The sequence below is a fragment of the Vibrio sp. YMD68 genome, from assembly GCF_029958905.1.
Classification (GTDB): Bacteria; Pseudomonadota; Gammaproteobacteria; order Enterobacterales; family Vibrionaceae; genus Vibrio.
The window spans coordinates 3258960-3278134 of the sequence record NZ_CP124614.1; the positions used below are offsets into that span (position 1 = coordinate 3258960).

16 protein-coding genes are annotated in these 19175 nt (G+C 44.2%); 5 read left to right on the forward strand and 11 right to left on the reverse strand.

Going from position 1 to position 19175, the window contains the following annotated elements:
• Window positions 1–287: 287 nt before the first annotated feature.
• Window positions 288–905, reverse strand: coding sequence for a c-type cytochrome (locus QF117_RS20930; protein ID WP_017034613.1), 618 nt, complete (start codon window positions 903–905; stop codon window positions 288–290).
• Window positions 906–1053: 148 nt separating this feature from the next.
• On the opposite strand from QF117_RS20930, the gene yihA reads away from it, so the two are divergent.
• The gene (gene yihA / locus QF117_RS20935) at window positions 1054–1737 is read left to right on the forward strand and encodes a ribosome biogenesis GTP-binding protein YihA/YsxC (protein WP_282388033.1); all 684 of its coding nucleotides are present in this window, start codon (window positions 1054–1056) and stop codon (window positions 1735–1737) included.
• A 764-nt stretch (window positions 1738–2501) separates the two neighbouring features.
• On the opposite strand, the gene polA is transcribed toward yihA, so the two are convergent.
• Both polA and hemB read right to left on the reverse strand, forming a co-directional pair.
• Complete coding sequence (gene polA, locus QF117_RS20940; RefSeq protein ID WP_282388034.1) at window positions 2502–5291, reverse strand: DNA polymerase I; 2790 nt, start codon at window positions 5289–5291, stop codon at window positions 2502–2504.
• 669 nt (window positions 5292–5960) lie between these two features.
• Window positions 5961–7004, reverse strand: a complete 1044-nt coding sequence (gene hemB, locus QF117_RS20945; RefSeq protein WP_282388035.1) for a porphobilinogen synthase — start codon at window positions 7002–7004, stop codon at window positions 5961–5963.
• A gap of 155 nt (window positions 7005–7159) precedes the next feature.
• On the opposite strand from hemB, the gene QF117_RS20950 reads away from it, so the two are divergent.
• Window positions 7160–7924 (forward strand): TatD family hydrolase, encoded by a 765-nt coding sequence (locus QF117_RS20950; RefSeq protein WP_282388036.1) that lies wholly within the window; start codon window positions 7160–7162, stop codon window positions 7922–7924.
• 177 nt (window positions 7925–8101) lie between these two features.
• On the opposite strand, the gene tatC is transcribed toward QF117_RS20950, so the two are convergent.
• The 7 genes from tatC to rmuC all read right to left on the reverse strand — a co-directional run bounded on the left by tatC (window position 8102) and on the right by rmuC (window position 14292).
• Complete coding sequence (gene tatC, locus QF117_RS20955; protein ID WP_017034618.1) at window positions 8102–8860, reverse strand: twin-arginine translocase subunit TatC; 759 nt, start codon at window positions 8858–8860, stop codon at window positions 8102–8104.
• A gap of 80 nt (window positions 8861–8940) precedes the next feature.
• Window positions 8941–9351, reverse strand: a complete 411-nt coding sequence (gene tatB / locus QF117_RS20960; protein WP_282388038.1) for a Sec-independent protein translocase protein TatB — start codon at window positions 9349–9351, stop codon at window positions 8941–8943.
• A 3-nt stretch (window positions 9352–9354) separates the two neighbouring features.
• A complete protein-coding gene (gene tatA / locus QF117_RS20965) occupies window positions 9355–9609 on the reverse strand; it encodes a Sec-independent protein translocase subunit TatA (RefSeq protein WP_017034620.1) in 255 nt (84 codons plus the stop codon).
• 48 nt (window positions 9610–9657) lie between these two features.
• Window positions 9658–11292 (reverse strand): ubiquinone biosynthesis regulatory protein kinase UbiB, encoded by a 1635-nt coding sequence (gene ubiB / locus QF117_RS20970; protein WP_282388039.1) that lies wholly within the window; start codon window positions 11290–11292, stop codon window positions 9658–9660.
• The gene (locus QF117_RS20975) at window positions 11289–11894 is read right to left on the reverse strand and encodes an SCP2 domain-containing protein (protein ID WP_282388040.1); all 606 of its coding nucleotides are present in this window, start codon (window positions 11892–11894) and stop codon (window positions 11289–11291) included. The genes ubiB and QF117_RS20975 overlap by 4 nt, the downstream gene beginning before the upstream one ends.
• 36 nt (window positions 11895–11930) lie before the next feature.
• Window positions 11931–12731, reverse strand: a complete 801-nt coding sequence (gene ubiE, locus QF117_RS20980) for a bifunctional demethylmenaquinone methyltransferase/2-methoxy-6-polyprenyl-1,4-benzoquinol methylase UbiE (RefSeq protein ID WP_282388041.1) — start codon at window positions 12729–12731, stop codon at window positions 11931–11933.
• A 46-nt stretch (window positions 12732–12777) separates the two neighbouring features.
• A complete protein-coding gene (gene rmuC, locus QF117_RS20985; RefSeq protein WP_282389536.1) occupies window positions 12778–14292 on the reverse strand; it encodes a DNA recombination protein RmuC in 1515 nt (504 codons plus the stop codon).
• Window positions 14293–14458: 166 nt separating this feature from the next.
• On the opposite strand from rmuC, the gene QF117_RS20990 reads away from it, so the two are divergent.
• The gene (locus tag QF117_RS20990) at window positions 14459–15352 is read left to right on the forward strand and encodes a DMT family transporter (protein WP_282388042.1); all 894 of its coding nucleotides are present in this window, start codon (window positions 14459–14461) and stop codon (window positions 15350–15352) included.
• Between the two features lie 49 nt (window positions 15353–15401).
• On the opposite strand, the gene QF117_RS20995 is transcribed toward QF117_RS20990, so the two are convergent.
• Window positions 15402–16226, reverse strand: a complete 825-nt coding sequence (locus tag QF117_RS20995; protein ID WP_282388043.1) for an HDOD domain-containing protein — start codon at window positions 16224–16226, stop codon at window positions 15402–15404.
• 247 nt (window positions 16227–16473) lie between these two features.
• Between QF117_RS20995 and QF117_RS21000 the strand changes: the two genes are divergently transcribed.
• Both QF117_RS21000 and QF117_RS21005 read left to right on the forward strand, forming a co-directional pair.
• Window positions 16474–17325, forward strand: a complete 852-nt coding sequence (locus tag QF117_RS21000; RefSeq protein WP_282388044.1) for a PAS domain-containing protein — start codon at window positions 16474–16476, stop codon at window positions 17323–17325.
• Window positions 17315–19042, forward strand: coding sequence for a bifunctional diguanylate cyclase/phosphodiesterase (locus QF117_RS21005; RefSeq protein ID WP_282388045.1), 1728 nt, complete (start codon window positions 17315–17317; stop codon window positions 19040–19042). Before QF117_RS21000 ends, QF117_RS21005 begins: the two co-directional genes overlap by 11 nt.
• Window positions 19043–19175 lie beyond the last annotated feature (133 nt).

The following is a 19175-nucleotide window of genomic DNA, read 5'->3' on the forward strand; positions in this document are numbered from 1 at the left end:
TTGCTGATAAACGTAATTTACCTTGATTATCGGTTCAAACAACCGCGTGGCTTCAAAGTTTTTAGCCCCTATGAAAAATAAAAAACAATCGTTATTATCTTCAATTACTTAGCTTAGCCTGATCAGAAATATCTTGTCCGAACATAGCGAATCTCTTACAGGCCTATCGGTTAATTGAGCAACTCCAAATCCGATGCAAAGCCGTTTTATCCACTCGCTAGATATGAAAAAGCCCTAGCAAAAGGCTAAGGCTTTTTCTTACAAACGTTGCTCGAACAGAGGCTTAATTAATGCAAACCGCCTACATATTGGGATAATGTATCAATATCATCATCCGTTAGTTTCTTGGCGATATCACGCATCATCTCATTCATATCGTTGTTACGGGTTCCGTCACGGAACTTCATCAACTGCGATTTAATGTATTCTGCATGCTGGCCCGATATTTTCGGGAAACCAGAAAGTTCTGTACCATTACCACGAGGGCCGTGACAGGCGATACAAGCGGTAATCCCTCTTTCAGCATCACCTGCTGCGTACAAGGCCTTACCCTGTTCAACCACATTTTCAGGGGTTGATTTAGCAGCAATAGGCAGTGAGGCATAATAAGCGGACAAATCAGCAATATCTTGATCGCTCAAGCCCATTGCCATTCCACTCATCACAGGGTCCATACGACCTTGCTTACCACCACTGGTCATACCCAACCTTAGATCTTTCAACTGCTTCTCTAGGTATTTACCGTGTTGTCCCGCTAAACTAGGGTACATGGTAAGTTGGCTGTTTCCATCAGCACCATGACAGGCGCCGCAGGTTATTGATTTGGTTTTACCAGCTTCGATGCTGCCTTGAGCCCATACAGAGCAGCTGGCTAAAAGACTCAAGATTAGCGCTAATTTCTTCATGACATTCCATTATAATTATAAAGCTTCCAGTACCACTCAGTGTTGCCACTCATGGTATAATAGGCGATCATATGTCGAGCACAGTTATTTTACACAATTTCACAAAAAAGTAATCAATCGACTACACAAAGTCGAGATGGAGTTAACAGTGAGCGTAAAAATTCATTACCAAAACACGCATTTTATTACCAGTGCGCCAGATATTCGTCATTTACCAGAAGACGAAGGGATCGAAATTGCGTTTGCCGGTCGCTCTAATGCGGGTAAATCAAGTTCTCTCAACCGCTTAACCAACCAAAGAGGTTTAGCTAAAACCAGTAAAACTCCAGGACGTACTCAGCTTATTAACTTATTTAAAGTAGATGAAGGCTGTCATATTGTCGATCTACCTGGGTACGGTTTTGCACAAGTACCTTTAAAACTGAAAGAAAAGTGGCAAAAATCACTGGGTGAGTACCTACAAAAACGCGAATCGTTAAAAGGGCTCGTGGTATTAATGGATATTCGTCACCCGATGAAAGACCTCGATCAACAGCTTATCTTCTGGGCGGTAGAAAGTGGCATTCCTGTTCAAGTCCTGCTGACCAAGGCTGATAAGCTAAAAAGCGGCGCGAGAAATGCCCAGGTATTAAAAATACGCGAATCTTCCATAGGCTTTGGTGGTGACGTAGCCGTTGATGCATTTTCTTCATTAAAAGGCATTGGTGTCGATACGTTGCGCAGCAAGCTCGATAGTTGGTACGCCCCTGCATTTGAAGTAACCGATAAAGAACTCGTCGACACTATCGATGCTGAAAATAGTGAACCAGGTAACCGGTCAGATAATAGCTAGAAACCGGATAAGTTAATGCCTATTTTTTAAGCCTTACGAGAGTAAGGCTTTTTTATTACCTACAATATCGTTTGGCGACCCATTCATTTAAGTGGCTTTAGGTAAGACGCTTGAGTGCCTCTCAATGACAGGCATAAAAATCCCCACCATCCTGGTGGGGCAACGGGAGAGAAATAGTATTTATTATTATGCTATTAGCATCCTCTATCGCCCTGTAATTTACAACTGCTTATTCGTTGCCAAAAGAAAGTAAAAAACCGGCAAGATAAAACCATAAATGACTGATTTAAATAAAGAAGAATAAACCACAACAGGAAAATTCAGCTTATTTAATTTAGTAAAATAACAAAAATGTGAGCGGTATAAAATTACAGGGGAGTCAGAAAAAACCATCGTTTAAGATAACGATTGAGGGACTAAAAAGGGGAGGATTGTAGAAAGTGGTGCTGAGATCTGGCCTAGAAAAGTTTTTCTCTGCCACAAGAAAAAACGCCCCAGTCAAATGCTGACTGGGGCGGCTGAATCAGCCTAATCCAATAACGTGAAACAAAAGGTCTGAAAGATAGAACATCTTACCTCTGTACCCTACCCAGACAATGTACAACAATTGGTCATAAATGAAAACTTTTTTTGTAGTTTTTTTTCAGCAAGTTTTGTTTTACATACAAACAATCTTTTTAGGTAGCGTCTTTATTTACCCGCACAAAAAAGCCAGCGTTTGTGCGCTGGCTCATATTATTAATGCTTATTGACTCCAAAAGTGTCTAATGCGCCTGATCCCAGTTGTCACCGTGGCCTGCTTCAGCGATCAATGGAACATCTAACGTTGCTGCAGACTCCATCAATTCCTGTACTTTACTTTCAATTTCGCTCAATACTAACTCTTCTACTTCAAGAACAAGTTCATCGTGCACTTGCATCAGCAATTTCACCCGGCCTTCTCCATGAGACTCGATCCATTCATCAACCAAGAGCATCGCTTTTTTGATAATGTCAGCGGCGGTTCCTTGCATAGGGGCATTAATCGCAGCACGTTCTGCGGCCTTACGACGCATGCCATTACGCGACTTTATTTCAGGGAGGTGTAAACGTCGCCCAAAGATAGTTTCAACATAACCTTGCTCAGAAGCAGCGCTGCGTGTGTCTTCCATGTATTGCATCACACCAGGGTAACGCTCAAAGTATGTGTCCATGTATCGCTGAGCTTCACCGCGAGCAATACCAAGTTGTTTGGCCAAACCAAATGCGCTCATACCATAAATAAGACCAAAGTTAACGGCTTTAGCTTGTCGACGCTGTTCACTGCTCACTTCCTCAATAGGAACGCCAATAATCTCAGCAGCGGTTGCCGCATGGATATCTTTGCCCTGCTGGAACGCTTCTAGCAAGGCTTTATCACCGGATAAATGCGCCATGATGCGTAATTCAATTTGAGAGTAATCGACCGCAAGAATCTTATGCCCATGCGGTGCAACAAACGCTTGACGAATACGGCGGCCTTCTTCATTTCGAATTGGGATATTTTGCAGGTTTGGATCGGTTGATGATAAACGCCCTGTCGCCGTAACCGCTTGATGGTAAGACGTGTGCACGCGTCCCGTTTCTGCGTTAATCATTTTTGGTAATTTATCGGTATACGTAGATTTAAGTTTTGCTAAGCCGCGATATTCAATCAAGATTTTGGGTAAAGGGTAATCCAGAGCCAGTTCTTGCAATACTTCTTCATTCGTAGAAGGGGCACCGGACGGCGTTTTCTTAATGACAGGAAGCCCCATTTTTTCAAATAAGATCGCTTGAAGCTGTTTCGGTGAGCCTAAGTTGAATTCTTGCTCTGCGATTTCGTAGGCTTTTTGTTCAAGCTCATCCAGACGAGCGGCAATTTCTTGGGATTGTGCACCAAGCATCATGTCGTCAACGAAAACCCCAGTTCGTTCAATGCGAGATATTGCAGGCACGAGAGGCATCTCTATCTCTTCATAGATAGCTTTCAATTTTTCGTCTTTGTCTAAATGTGACATGATTCGATTGTGTAAACGCAGAGTCACATCAGCATCTTCCGCTGCGTACGGTGCCGCCTGTTCAAGCTCAATCTGATTGAAGGTAAGTTGCTTTTTACCCTTACCTGCTATCTGTTCAAATGAAATGCAGCTGTGCTGTAAGAAGCGCAGCGCCAAGCTGTCCATATCGTGTTTGCCACCCACGCTATTGAGTACGTAAGATGCGAGCATTGTATCGTGTTTAATGCCTTTCATATCGATATCGTAGCGCGCCAACACGCTGGCATCGTATTTGAGGTTTTGCCCCACTTTCGCTTGGTTATCATCTTCCAGAATCGGCTTTAACTGCTCTAACACCCAATCACGATCCAGCTGCTCAGGGGCATCTAAGTAATCATGGGCGACGGGCACATACGCGGCCACCCCTTCTTCTGTTGCGAATGACACACCGACTAAGTTAGCCACCATATAATCGAGACTGTCCGTTTCGGTATCAAACGCAAACAGCTCTGCATCTTTCAGCTTTTGTAACCATATTGCGAAAGTATCTTTATCTAGAATCGTTTCATAGCGACTGCGATCAATGGTCACTGCAGGATTGTCGAGTTCCACTTCCTGACTTGGCGCAGATCGCACAGCACCTGATTTTTCGTCCGCTTGCACAACTCCCGTTCCGCCTTCAAGTAACTCATTTAGCCAGGACTTAAAGACCATCTTTCCGTATAACTTAATCAACGCATCGACATCAGGGGTGGATTTCAACAACGATTCTGGTGTCTCTTCCAATGCCACATCGAGCTTTATTGTCGCAAGCTGATACGACATATCTGCATTCTCTTTATTATCAATCAGCTTTTTCGCCATGGTTTTCGAACCACGGAACCCAAGTGCCGCAATATCATCAAGATTTTCATAAATCTTTTCAAGGCTACCAATACCTTGCAAGAGTGCGGTCGCTGTTTTATCCCCAACCCCTGGTACACCAGGAATATTGTCAACTTTATCGCCCATTAACGCCAAGTAATCGATGATAAGTTCCGGTGGAATACCAAACTTCTCAATCACACCTTCTCTATCCATCACGACATTGGTCATGGTATTGATCAAGGTGACATGCTCGTTAACAAGCTGGGCCATATCTTTATCTCCAGTACTGATTAGCACTGGTATGCCCATTTTTGATGCTTGAGAGGACAACGTACCGATAACATCATCCGCTTCTACGCCAGGGATCGAGATCAAAGGTAATCCCATCGCTCGGATCATATTGTGTAGTGGCTCGATTTGGCAGCGAAGATCATCAGGCATTGATGGTCGATTGGCTTTGTATTCTGGATACATATCGTCTCGAAACGTCTTACCTTTCGCATCAAAGATCACGGCAATACGCTCTGAAGAAAACTGGCGCATCATACTGCGCAACATATTCACGACACCATAGATGGCATTCGTTGGAATCTCTCCATTGGTCATCGAGTCAGGATAAGCGTGAAATGCACGATAAAGATAAGAAGAACCATCAATAAGAATGAGTGGATTGTCCGGAATGCGAGCCATAGTCTTTTGTATCCAAAAAATTACTTTTAATAAGATCTGCTTAGGATGCCATGACTAGTAATACGGATCCATTTTAACTCCTCGACCAAGCGCAATGATTTTACAAATTATTTGGAACCAAGCAATCACAATTGTGGATAAGTCTGTTTATATAATATTTACCGACTTCAACAACCCATGAGATAAAACACAAAAATTAAATTTAAGGTACTGATATTATTATTTTTATTATTAGATCCAATAATACCACCACGATCAAATAACGATCCTCACCTGTGGAAAAGATAGTTGATGTGATTTTATTCACTAAAATTTGATCAAAAAAAAGCGACATCTAAAAGATGTCGCCTAGCAAAACAAGATTAAGCTGAATCAGAGTATTCTGCGCAGCTTAACCAGAAAGCTATAAATTACACTGGAAGCAATGTGAGCAATGTCGTGTCAAAAAGAACGCGTGTAAGTTCGTCGAGTTCAATGCCATCACCTTCAGCAAATTTGATTCTGGTAACGTCATGTCCTTATGAACTTTCTCTCATTCCCTAAGACAAAGTTAATAATAATGATTCTCATTTAATAATCAAGAGCTAAATGATAAAAATTCTCATTTAATTTTATTGGCTCACAAAAAAGGCCAGCAAATGCTAGCCTAATCGGTTACTCAATCGAGTATTACTCTCGAATAAGGTGCTCTGCAGCTTTTGCATTATCTGCCGCCAGCCACTCCGCTACGTCTTTAGCGAAATAAGTGAGAATGCCATCAGCGCCTGCTCGTTTAAAGCACAGCAATGACTCTAAGACCGTTTCTCGCTCGTTTAGCCAGCCATTTAGAATCGCCGCTTTGTGCATCGCGTATTCTCCTGACACCTGATAAGCAAAGGTCGGGACTTGCAGTTCTGATTTAACACGACGCACCACATCAAGGTAAGGCATCCCAGGTTTCACCATCACCATGTCCGCACCTTCATTAATGTCCATCGCCACTTCTTGCAACGCTTCGTCACTGTTTGCCGGATCCATCTGGTAGTTCTTTTTATTGCCACCTTTTAGGTTCGATGAAGAACCCACAGCGTCTCTAAATGGCCCGTAATAGCTCGACGCATACTTAGCCGAATACGCCATTATCTGAGTGTGTATATATCCTGCTGCTTCTAACGCTTCGCGAATTTTACCGATACGTCCATCCATCATATCTGACGGGGCGATAACATCAGCACCAGACTCGGCATGCGATAAAGCCTGCTTAATCAATACTTCGGTGGTTTCATCATTCAGGACATAGCCATCTTCATCAATGATGCCATCCTGACCATGGGTGGTGAACGGATCCAACGCAACATCCGTTATGACGCCAATCTGTGGAATATGCTCTTTCAATAGGCGAACAGCTCGCTGTACAAGGCCATCGGAACTATACGCTTCAGTCGCACATAAGCTTTTCGCATCTTGATTCACCACTGGAAAAAGCGCGATCGCAGGCACACCAAGGTTCGCAAGGTACTGCGCTTCTTCCAGCATCAAGTCGATAGAAAGACGTTCAACCCCAGGCATTGACTCAACACTCTCACGTCGGTCTTTTCCCATCAGGATGAACATTGGGTAAATCAAATCACTCACAGATACTTGGTTTTCTGCCATTAAACGACGGCTAAACTCATGTTTACGCATACGGCGCATACGGCGGCCAGGAAATTGACCTTGGATAGATACAGACACCCGATTCTCCTTGTCTGATGAAAACGCAAAGCAAAATCATATCACTCCTTGTGACTGGCGCTAGCATCAATGAATAAAATTCCTAAAAATGACCAAAGGCTCACACTGCCGTATACTGGGGACAATAGAGAATGACATAATCAGAAGAGAAAACCATGATCGATAGCCACGCCCATATTTACGCCACTGAGTTTGATAGTGACCGAGATGAGGTCGTCAAACGAGCCTTACATCAGGGTATTACTCACATTCTCTTACCTAACATCGATCTAGATTCAATTGAACCGATGCTAAAAACAGAAGCCGCTTACCCAAGCGTTTGTCGCTCAATGATGGGACTACACCCCTGTTATGTCGATGCTAACGTCAAACAGACTCTAGCGACTGTTCACTCTTGGTTTGATAAACACAATTTTATTGCGGTTGGTGAAATCGGTATCGACCTTTACTGGGACAAAACCTATAAAGCAGAGCAAGAGATGGCGTTTATTACTCAGCTTAACTGGGCAAAAGAGAAAGATCTGCCCGTCGTCATCCACACTCGCGATTCCATTGAAGAGACACTCGCGCTCCTTCGCAAAGAGCAGGATGGATCATTACGTGGCGTATTCCATTGCTTTGGCGGTTCAGTAGAAGAGGCGAAAGCAATTAACGATCTTGGCTTCCACCTTGGTTTGGGTGGGGTTTCAACCTTTAAAAATGGAGGAATGGATAAAGTCATACCTCACCTTGATATGGATTACGTGATTCTAGAAACGGACTGTCCTTATCTAGCACCGGTGCCACATCGCGGTAAACGAAATGAACCTTCTTACGTATCTCTTATCGCAGACAGAGTGGCCACTCTCCGTGAACTCACTATAAGCGAAGTAGACACGCTCACCACTTTCAATGCAAAGCGCCTATTCAATTTAGACTGAGTCTTATTAAAACCCTGGAGCACCTGCTGAGGTGTCTGGGTGATAGCGATAAAAAAGGTTGGCGTATTAGCCAACCTTCTTCGTTGAATGCTTAGTATCTCGTCCGCATGTCGAGTATCTAGATCTCATTTTTAGGGTCTGGCCTGAATGTTCAAGAGCCAGTTTAGCGACTTCAGTTTAAGACTCAGCCTGATCGCTTTGTTCCTCATCGCGATCTTTCTTTGTATAGAAACGGGCAAAGAAGAGCCCTACTTCAAACAATAGACACATTGGTATTGCCAGTAATGTCTGTGAAATGAGGTCTGGTGGGGTCAGCATCATTCCAACAACGAATGCTCCCACAACAATATACGGGCGCTTTTCCGATAATGACTGAGGCGTTGTCGCTCCTGTCCAGCACAATAATATGATGGCAACTGGCACCTCAAACGCGATACCAAACGCAAAGAACAGCGCCAATACAAAATCGAGATAACTCGATATGTCTGTAGCAAATTCAACACCACCCAATGATATCGCAGTGAAGAAACTAAAGACTAAGGGGAACACCACAAAGTAAGCGAAAGCAACACCACAATAGAACAGTAGGGAGCTTGAAAACAGCAGTGGCATCACCAAGCGGCGTTCATGTTTGTACAAACCCGGAGCCACGAATGCCCATACTTGATACAAAATAAACGGAACGGCGATAAAGACCGACGCAATCAGCGTGAGCTTTAGAGGCGTAAAAAACGGAGATGCGACGTCCGTTGCAATCATGGTTGCACCTTCGGGAAGGCGATCTACTAAAGGAGCAGAAACAAACTCGTAGATATGATTGGAAAAATAGATCAGCCCTAAGAAAATAACCAGTATCGCGAGCATGGCTCTCAATAATCGGTTTCGTAGTTCCAGTAAATGACTGATCAAAGGTTGAGTTTGCTCAACAGAAGCCATGTCGAACCTCTATGCTAAAACAGTGGAGTTATTAAAAGATCGAAAAAGAGCCGCCTATCAGCAGCTCCTCAAATGCGAAACTATTCGGCTTTTTTATCTGCCGTGGTATCTTGTACACCCGCCACGGATTCCGCCGCAATAGTCTCTTTCGTTGCGGTTTCAGCGGTCGCTGAATCAGGATTCTCTGGCTCAGCATGGTTGGCGTATGGTCGTTGAACATCTTGCGCGGCTTGCTTCAATTCTTCCACTGAAGATTTGAGCTCAGGAGACAGGTCTTCCATTCCCATCTTTTCAGCCTTTCGTAAGTTGTCTTGTAACTCTTGAATTTTCAATTCGTGATTCAGCTCATCTTTCACATTGTTTGCCATGCTTTTCGCTGCACCAATAAACTTGGTAACACTGCGAATAGCATGAGGTAAACGCTCAGGGCCAAGCACGACAAGACCAACGACCGATATTAATACCAGCTCCCAAAAACCGATATCAAACACTGATTAAACCTGCTCTTTGTCTTTCTTCGTTTCCGAAGCTTGAGCGTCAGCATTGACCGATTCGGCTTTGTTCTGCTCAATGTTTTTTTGTTCAAAATCTGCGTCTTTCTTTGCTGATTCATCTTCGCTCATGGCTTTTTTGAAGCCCTTCACCGCGCCACCTAAATCACCACCAATGCCACGCAGTTTCTTGGTTCCAAATAGCAATACAACGATCACAGCAATAATAAGAAGCTGCCAAATACTAATTCCACCCATTCTATTTACCTCGGGTCATTATCTACAAAATTATTATGAGTCTACCGCCTATTGACGGTAAGCTCGCCAACTTAGCAACCAAAAGGTGAAACCACCTAGGCCACTCGCTAAAGAGAGTTGTTCGTACGCACTGCTTAATAGTATCGATGAGCATACAATTAATGTCGCACCAACACCAAATAAAAACCGCCCCGTGGCTTGCTGTCGTTTACTCTGACGATAGCCTTGATAGAAGGTTTCCATTTTTTGATTTATGTTCTTGCCCTGCTTTAAGCTGTCATAAAGCAGCTCTGGTAATTCTGGTAGTTTCTCAGCCCAGAATGGTGCGCGGTCTTTGACTGCATTAATTACGGCCTGTGGGCCAACTTGCTGCATCATCCACTTTTCAAGAAACGGTTTTGCTGTTTCCCATAAATCCAATTGAGGATAAAGCTGACGCCCAAGCCCTTCAATATAAAGCAAAGTCTTTTGCAATAAGACCAGTTGAGGCTGCACTTCCATATCGAAGCGACGTGCCGTATTGAATAAGTTTAACAGTACATGACCAAAAGAGATCTCACCAAGCGGCTTGGCGAAAATAGGCTCACATACAATACGAATCGCAAATTCAAATTCATCAATATTGGTTTCACGTGGAACCCAGCCTGAATCCACATGCAATTCTGCCACACGTCGATAGTCTCGATGGAAAAATGCCAGTAAATTTTCTGCAAGATATCGCTTGTCTTCACTATTAAGTGTCCCCACGATACCGCAATCTAACCCTATCCATTGTGGATTTTCAGGGTGAGCATGCTGGACAAAGACGTTACCCGGGTGCATATCGGCATGAAAGAAGCTGTCTCGGAAAACCTGAGTAAAGAAGACGCTCACACCACGTTCGGCCAACAACTTCATGTTGGTTCCATTGGCTTTTAGTGTTTCGATATCAGACACCTGGATGCCATAAATTCGCTCAGAGACCATGAGACCTTCGCTACTAAACTCCGGAATCACTTCAGGAACATAGAGCTCCTCGCTGCCTTCGAAGTTACGTCGCAGTTGAATCGCATTCGCGGCTTCTCGACGTAAGTCCAACTCATCGATGATGGTTTTTTCATACTCGCGGACCACTTCAACCGGCTTTAGGCGACGGGCATCAGGTAGCGCCTTGGCAACAATTCGAGCCATGCGATACATGAGCTTGATATCCGCTTCAATCACGGCATGAATATCTGGGCGAATCACTTTCAAAACGATTTCGCGTCCTGATTCTTTCAACTTTGCTGTATGCACTTGAGCAATAGAAGCGGACGCCAGTGGAGTAATATCAAAATCTGTAAACCAATTTTCGATAGGTCCACCCAATGACGCTTCCATTTGCTGCTTTGCCAGCGCACCATCAAAGGGGGCAACTTGGTCTTGCAATAACGCAAGTTGATCCGCAATAAACGGAGGAAACAGATCGCGTCGCGTTGACATCATTTGCCCAAACTTTATCCATACTGGGCCAAGTTCTTGCAGTGCCAATCTTAAACGTTCACCTAACTCTTTATCTGGGTGTTTATTCTTAACCCAAAACAGTGCTTTTCTCGCCAGTAAGGGCGTTTTGGTGAGGTCATGCTCTGGCAATAACTCATCAAGACCATATTCTAATTGCACTTTTATAATACGGTATAAACGCTTTAATTCTGCTGGCTTCATGCTTTCTCCAACAACTGGTTCAGCTGCTGTTCAACCCGTGCCGCCTCAGAGGCCAACACATCCACTTGATCACAAAAATACGCCACTTCTAATGGCGGTGGAGCCACGCGCCATTCTTCAGTCAGAACTTGAGCAAAATGAGACTGCTGCTTGGTGGCTTTCTGCTGAATAAAACTTGAGAGGTTTTTAGTGCCCTGCACCACACTGTGCGCCACAACATCGCCAGTAATACGCGACAACCATTCTTCGATGTCAGGCTTACAATCTTTCATCAGCTGCGCAAACTTTTGAGCCAATTGCACATCACCGCGTAAGTTGAGCTTATCTTGTTTAATAAGATCCGTAATATTGGTCTGTTCACGTAGCTCAGGCAATACCGAAAGATTTAACGATAAATAGCAATCTGGCTCACCTTCATAATCCGCCAACACATCAATCTGTTGACTAAAAACAAAGGTTAATGTTTTACCAAGCTCTTTTAGATGCACTTGAATGACCTGACCTTTTAGGCGCAGTAAACGCCTTTCAAGCTCAGGATCATCTTGAATCAGTCGATTGAGAGAGGTTTCCACCACCGCGGTGACTAAGGGATCAAATGGCATAACTGTCCTTTAAAATGTCCGCTTTAACCGTCAGAGTTAAAACTTATAGCCGCGGTGTAATGCAACAATACCACCGGTTAAATTGTAGTAATTGGTTTTCTCAAACCCTGCGCTTTCCATCATCCCTTGCAGTGTCTCTTGATCCGGGTGCATTCGTATCGATTCTGCAAGGTAACGATAGCTATCCGCATCGTTCGCAATAAGCTCACCCATCTTCGGCAATAGATGAAATGAATAGGCATCATAAACCTTAGATAATGGCTCAAGAACGGGCTTAGAAAACTCTAACACCAACAAACGGCCACCCGGTTTTAATACTCGAAACATGGAACGCAGCGCTTTATCTTTGTCCGTCACGTTACGAAGGCAAAAGCTGATGGTAATACAATCAAAATAATCATCTGGAAAAGGCAGTTCTTCAGCGTTAGCTTGCACATAATGAACATTGCCAACGATACCACTATCACGCAACTTATCACGACCAACATTGAGCATCGAGTTATTGATGTCTGCTAAGATGACGTGGCCCTTGTCGCCCACAATTCGCGAAAATTTTGCCGTTAGGTCACCGGTACCCCCACCCAAATCAAGAATACGTTGACCAGGTCGTACACCACTGCAATCAATCGTAAAGCGTTTCCACAAACGATGAACGCCACCGGACATTAGGTCGTTCATAATGTCGTACTTCGCAGCAACAGAGTGAAAAACTTCAGCGACTTTTGCCACTTTTTCTTCTTTTGCCACGGTTTCAAAGCCAAAATGCGTTGTTTCTGGGTCTTGTGATGAGTTATTTGATTCTAAAGCTGTATTTGATTGCACGCTGATGTCCGTCATTGTCATTCCTCTTCTACAGTGCTGTTAAATCGAGCACCGCGGCCGATTAGTTTACTTTATCCTCTAGCGGATGTCTTTCTACTAAGGAATCATTTTGTGCGACTTCCACCAAGTTACTAGAGATTGGTTTTTTAACCTCAACACCGAGTGACTTAAAGCTTTCTGCTTGCCTAATCACGTTACCTCGACCCGTTGCGAGTTTGTTCATTGCTCCTTGATAGCTCTGATTGGCTTTGTCTAATGCGCCCCCTAACCCTTCCATGTCATCAACAAACAGACGTAACTTGTCGTAAAGCTTACTGGCTCTTTCTGCGATCAATTGCGAATTTTGAGTCTGACGATCGTTTCGCCATAAGTTATCAATGGTGCGCAGCGCCACCAGCAAAGTCGTTGGACTGACGATGATAATATTCTGCTCCATCGCTTCTTTCACCAGATTAGGATCCGCTTGAATAGCGATTTGAAACGCAGGCTCAACGGGGATGAACATCAATACGTAGTCTAGGCTCTGTATGCCTTTAAGCTGATGATAGTCTTTTTGACTGAGCCCTTTGATATGCGCGCGAAGGGCCAGTAAGTGGTTACTTAACGCTTGCGCTTTGTCTTGGTCGTTGTCTGCATTGAAATATCGCTCAAACGCCACCAGGGCCATTTTTGAATCGACCACGACCTGTTTTTCATGGGGTAAGTGAACAATCACATCGGGCTGAAAACGCTTGCCCGCTTCGTTTTGCAAATTCACTTGAGTTTCATACTCATGCCCTTCACGCAAACCTGATTCTGCCAGTACTCGCGCAAGGACCACCTCACCCCAGTTACCTTGCTGTTTGTTATCACCTTTTAATGCTTGAGTCAGATTAACGGCTTCTCGAGTCATTTGTTCGTTGAGTCGTTGCAGGCTTTTTAGTTCATGCACTAGGGTGTGGCGCTCTTTTGCTTCTTGGCTAAAACTGTCATTAACCTGTTTTTTAAACCCTTCCAGCTGCTCTTTCAATGGAGAAAGTAGCCCTTGGAGACTTTGTTTGTTTTGCTCGTCAACTTTAGCGGTTTTAGCTTCAAACAGTTGATTGGCCAAATGCTCAAACTGCTGCTTTAATCGCTCTTCTGCTTGCTCTAGGATTTGCAGCTTTTCTGCATTGGCAATATGTTGCTGTTCATGGCGAGCTTCTTGCTCTCGCAACTGGGCTTCTAGCTGCGATTTAGCCTCACGCACTTCCAGTAACTGCTGGGAAAATTGCTGACGCTCTTGTTTGACTGCGTCGAAATGGCGCAGCTTTTCCAATACCGCCATCAGTTTTCCATGCGACTGTTTGAGTTCATGAGCCGACTGGTCTCTGGCAACATCAAGCTCATCCAGCTCTTTTTGCGCCTGTCTTAACGCGCTGGTCAATTGCTCTTTCTGGGCAAGATGAAGCTGCTCGTTTGAGACAAGCTGCTGCTCTAGGCGCTGAGCCGTCAATTGCATTTTTTGTTTTACCCACCAACCCGCGGCCAGCCCTGCCATAACGGCGCTCGCGATTGAGCTGGTGACTAGTGTTTGATGTTCAAGAATCCATTGCATAAAAGGCATTAACTCATTTCTAACGATGAAGTTTATGGTATTTCCATACTGGATAAATGTCCAGTTTGTTGCTATTCCAATCCCCCGTTAGACTAGGCACCTAAACCATTGAAAGTATTTATATCGAACGCCCCTATAAATCATTCACCATCACATTGAGTAATCTATGAACGAACGTCGCGCACTGGGTTTTGGTCTAGCCGCTGTTTTACTCTGGTCAACGGTCGCTACGGCCTTTAAGCTCACTTTGGCCGAGTTTACCCCGATCCAAATGTTAACCGTTGCCAGTGTTGTCTCAGCCATTGCGCTCGTGGGTATCTGTGGTTATCAAGGCAAGCTCGGTCAACTTTCAACCACGTTTATCTCAAACCCATGGTATTACTTACTACTTGGGCTGATTAACCCGCTTGCTTACTATCTGATCTTATTTAAAGCGTACGATCTTCTCCCGGCTTCACAAGCCCAGGCGATCAACTACAGTTGGGCCATCACGCTTACTTTAATGGCCGCCGTGTTCTTAGGCCAAAAAATTCGTGGCAAAGATTGGATCGCTTGTGGGTTTAGTTATCTTGGCGTCATCGTTATCGCCACCAAAGGCGATCTCTTAGGCTTAAATTTTGAAAGCCCACTGGGGGTTTCATTAGCTCTACTCTCTACTCTTCTCTGGGCAGGATACTGGATTCTCAACGCCAAAAATAAAGCCGATCCGGTTATTGGTGTGCTGCTTGGTTTTCTCGTCGCGATCCCTTTCGCAACGGGCTTAAGCATTTATGAGGGTGAAAGCTGGGATGCGATTACAACTCAAGGCTGGCTCGCAGTAACCTATGTGGGGCTGTTTGAAATGGGCATTACGTTTGTGCTTTGGCTAAGCGCATTGAAGCTGACGCAAAATACCGCCCGAATCAGCAATCTGATTTTTGCTTCACCTTTCATTTCTCTGATGCTGCTTGCCACCATCATTGGTGAGAACATTCACCCAGCAACGCTGATCGGGCTTGTCCTGATCATCACTGGTTTGGTCATTCAACAGGTAAAATGGAAAAAGGCACCTCAGGTCTGATCCATCCGACATGATCTAGCCGTGCCTTTAGACATGGACTCGATTCTCACTAAAACATCTGATACGCCATTTCACTGCCTTGGCCACGCACGGCATCGACCTTATCAATCATACTGATATCGATTGATAAGGCTTTCGCCACAGGATGGTGAGTAAGATACGTTTGTTTTTCATCCGCCCCTAGCATGGAATCCCACTTGAAGTGAATATCGCGAGCAAGATAAAGGACACACGCAAGTTTCTTCGACTCCACGGCTTTTCCTGGTTGATTTACATTGGCGATGGCATCAATCATTTCTGATGGAAACTGCCACGCTTTTGCAAGCTCAGCGCCTAATTGCTGGGAATCGGTACCCAGTACTTCTTGCTGCACTTTAACGATATTTTCCCCCGCCTCAACCCTAGCGGTAATTTCGATGGCTTGTTCAGGCACAAGAGAGTGGATCATCAACTCACCAATATTGTGTAGAACCCCGGTGGTAAAGGTTTCATTGGCATCCAATTTGACAGTTTTTGCAATCGTGCTCGCAATAATCGACACTTCAAAGGTGTTTGCCCAATAATCTTTCAGATTCAACGTTTCTAACTTAGGAAAAGTGGACGAGAGAATAGAAGAGGAGATAAGCGTTCTAATGGCACCAGCACCCACGCGGACGATGGCATCATTAATGGTCGATACCCCTTTCACACCGCCAAAGTGCGCTGAATTGGCCATCCTTAGCACTCGAGCACTGAGGACTTGATCCATCGACATCTTTCGGGATAACTCTCCGAAATCAATGGTTTCTCGGTTGACCATATCAAGCAATTCTTGCAGCACACTTTCAATACGAGGAAGTTCATTAATACGAGAAATCAATGCGTGTTGACTCATGAAGTCACTCCTTAAACGACATTTATCTTCATTTAATATAGGTCAAAATCCGATACCCAGCGTGCCTTTCCCTGATAAGTTTACCGTCTAAAATCGCCTAACCTTGACCAAAACCAAGTTCATACATCAAATAAGCACAGGTTATATATTCATCAATAGTGGTACAATAGGTCGAACACTCACGCTCATATCAACAATAATTAATTCCATTTGAGTCGTGAAAAATGATAAACACTTGAGAATTATTATGTTTCGCATTGCCTTACCCTCATTACATTTAAAGCAGTGGCAAGCTCTTATCGAGCAACTCAGTCATGCATTTCAAAGTAAACACCAGATATATCAATACTCGGCAAAGCATGAATGGCGAGCGCTTTTGGATGATAATGGCACACCAAGCGTCGTACTTAAGACTCAGGCTGAGAACGCCAATTTTCATCTTAAACGACTGGATGAAATGCACCGTAGTGTCCATTACCCTGATACAGAAAGTCTAATCGACGTCAGTGGTCAACAACCCTACTGGATCTCCCCGATCTGGTATCCAAACGGCTCTTTATTTGGCTTTATCGTCTCCGCTTTAACCAGCAGTACAACCGAAGCCGAAAGCACTAATAAAACCGAAAGTTTTAATAAAGCCGAGAGTACTAATAAAACCAATAGCGCCACTCCATCAGACGCCTTCACCTCTTGGCTCTCAATGGTATCGGGTAAAATCAGTTTTGATTTAGCTAGCTTGCAATATCAACATGGAAAGCAACTACCATCGTTACAAGAGTTTATTGACGGTTTAGATGATCATGTCTGGATAAAGAACAACCGCGGTGAGTATGTGGTTTGTAATAGCGCAGTTGAACGCGCCTGGGGTTACGCTTCAGAAACAATTATTGGCTCAAAAGATCACGCTTTGTTTGATGAGGAAATAGCCAATAAGTTTGTCCGCGCTGATCAGCATGTTGTCGACAATGACAGTCAATACATTGTCGAAGAGTGCTCGAGCACCGATGAAAATAACGAGAATATTTGGTTAGAAACCATAAAGTCACCGGTTAAAGATCGTCAAGGGGAAATTACTTGGGGTTCTGGGTATGACTCGTAATGTGACTCGACGTAAGACCGTAGAGAATCAACTGAAAGTCACCGCGAAAATATTTAATAACTCCTATGAAGGTATGATGGTCACCGATCACCTCGGTAACCTCATTGAAGTCAACAAAGCATTTTCAGACATTACTGGCTACCACCCCGATGAAGTTCGAGGAAGAAATCCAAGATTATTGAAATCGGGATTACAGGATGCGGCTTTCTATAAACAAATGTGGCAAAGCTTAGAAAACACAGGGCAATGGAAAGGTGAGCTCTCGAACATGCGTAAAGACGGAACGATATACCCTCAAAAGTCGACCATCACCGCTGTTCTGGACAAAAATAATCAAGCGCTCAATTACTTATGTGTCTTTGAGGACATTACGACCCGAAAAGCACATGAACAAAAGCTTCGTAAAATGGCGTTTTATGATCCGCTCACCGATTTACCTAATAGAACCCACCTTATCCAACTGTTAGCAGAGCACATCAAAACCGATCAACCTTTCGCAACACTGTTTCTCGACATCGATCATTTTAAGCACATCAATGACAGCCTAGGCCACCACACGGGCGATCAAGTTCTCATTGAACTGGCAGATCGGCTCAAATCGTCAACCTTACGGTCCAATCATATCGCAAGAATTGGCGGGGATGAGTTTGTGATCGTGATTGATGACCTTGATGATCCTGGTTATTTAATTAGCATGATCAGCAGTGCTCTGGGGCTATTTAGTGCGCCTTTTTATCCTAACGACAGCCAACCGTTGCACCTATCCACCAGCATTGGGGTCTCTTTATACCCTCAAGATGGTGCGGATACAGATACATTGCTAAAAAATGCCGATACCGCGATGTACCTTGCTAAGAAAAATGGTCGAAATGGCTACGCTTTTTATTCGCCTGAGTTAACCGATCAATCCAAATCTCATGTTCGCTTTCACTCTGCACTGCATCAAGCCATTAAGAATGAAGAGTTTCATTTGGTTTATCAGCCTCAGTTTGATTTAACCACAGGCCGCATCAGTGGCCTAGAAGCACTCTTGCGTTGGCACAATCCCGCCTTAGGTATTATTTCCCCTGACCAATTTATTCCTATTGCGGAAAAAACAGGGCTGATTAATGAGCTTGGAACATGGGTACTAGAAACCGCGTGTAAGCAAGGTAAGCAATGGCTAGATAACGGCTACCAATTTTCAAAGATTGCGGTAAATGTGTCCGCAAATCAGCTACAACAGCCTCACTTTTCAAGCACCCTTCAGGCTATTTTGGAAAGCACTCAATTTCCAGCTCATCACCTTGAAGTAGAAATCACTGAAGGGTTCCTAATGCGTGATCTTGCCCTCGCGACTCACGACTTAAATCAACTGAAAGCATTGGGCGTTGAGGTTTCTCTCGATGACTTTGGTACCGGGTACTCATCGCTCTCTTACCTGAAGGGATTACCAATCGACAAAATTAAGGTCGACCGATCATTTATTAATGACATACCGCACGATGAAGACAGTGTTGCCATTGTTAGCGCCATCATTGCCATGGCGAAGAGCTTATCTCTCAAGGTGATTGCAGAAGGCATTGAAAATCAGCAGCAGCAAGATCAGCTTTTGGCCCTCGGTTGCACCATAGGCCAAGGTTTCCATCTTAGAAAACCACTCAATCCTAATGAGCCTGATAGCCAAAGGGATCTTGTTGAGCTGTTTACCTGCCCTGTTGATGGGCTGATGGATTGATGAGCTAATGAGCTAATGAGCTAATGAGCTGAATTGTGAATGCCGGATAGAATAAATGGGATTGATGAAGTCATGGCCGCTACCTTAGTGACGGCCTAAGTGACTCTCACACAACTCAGGGGAGTCTAAGTGG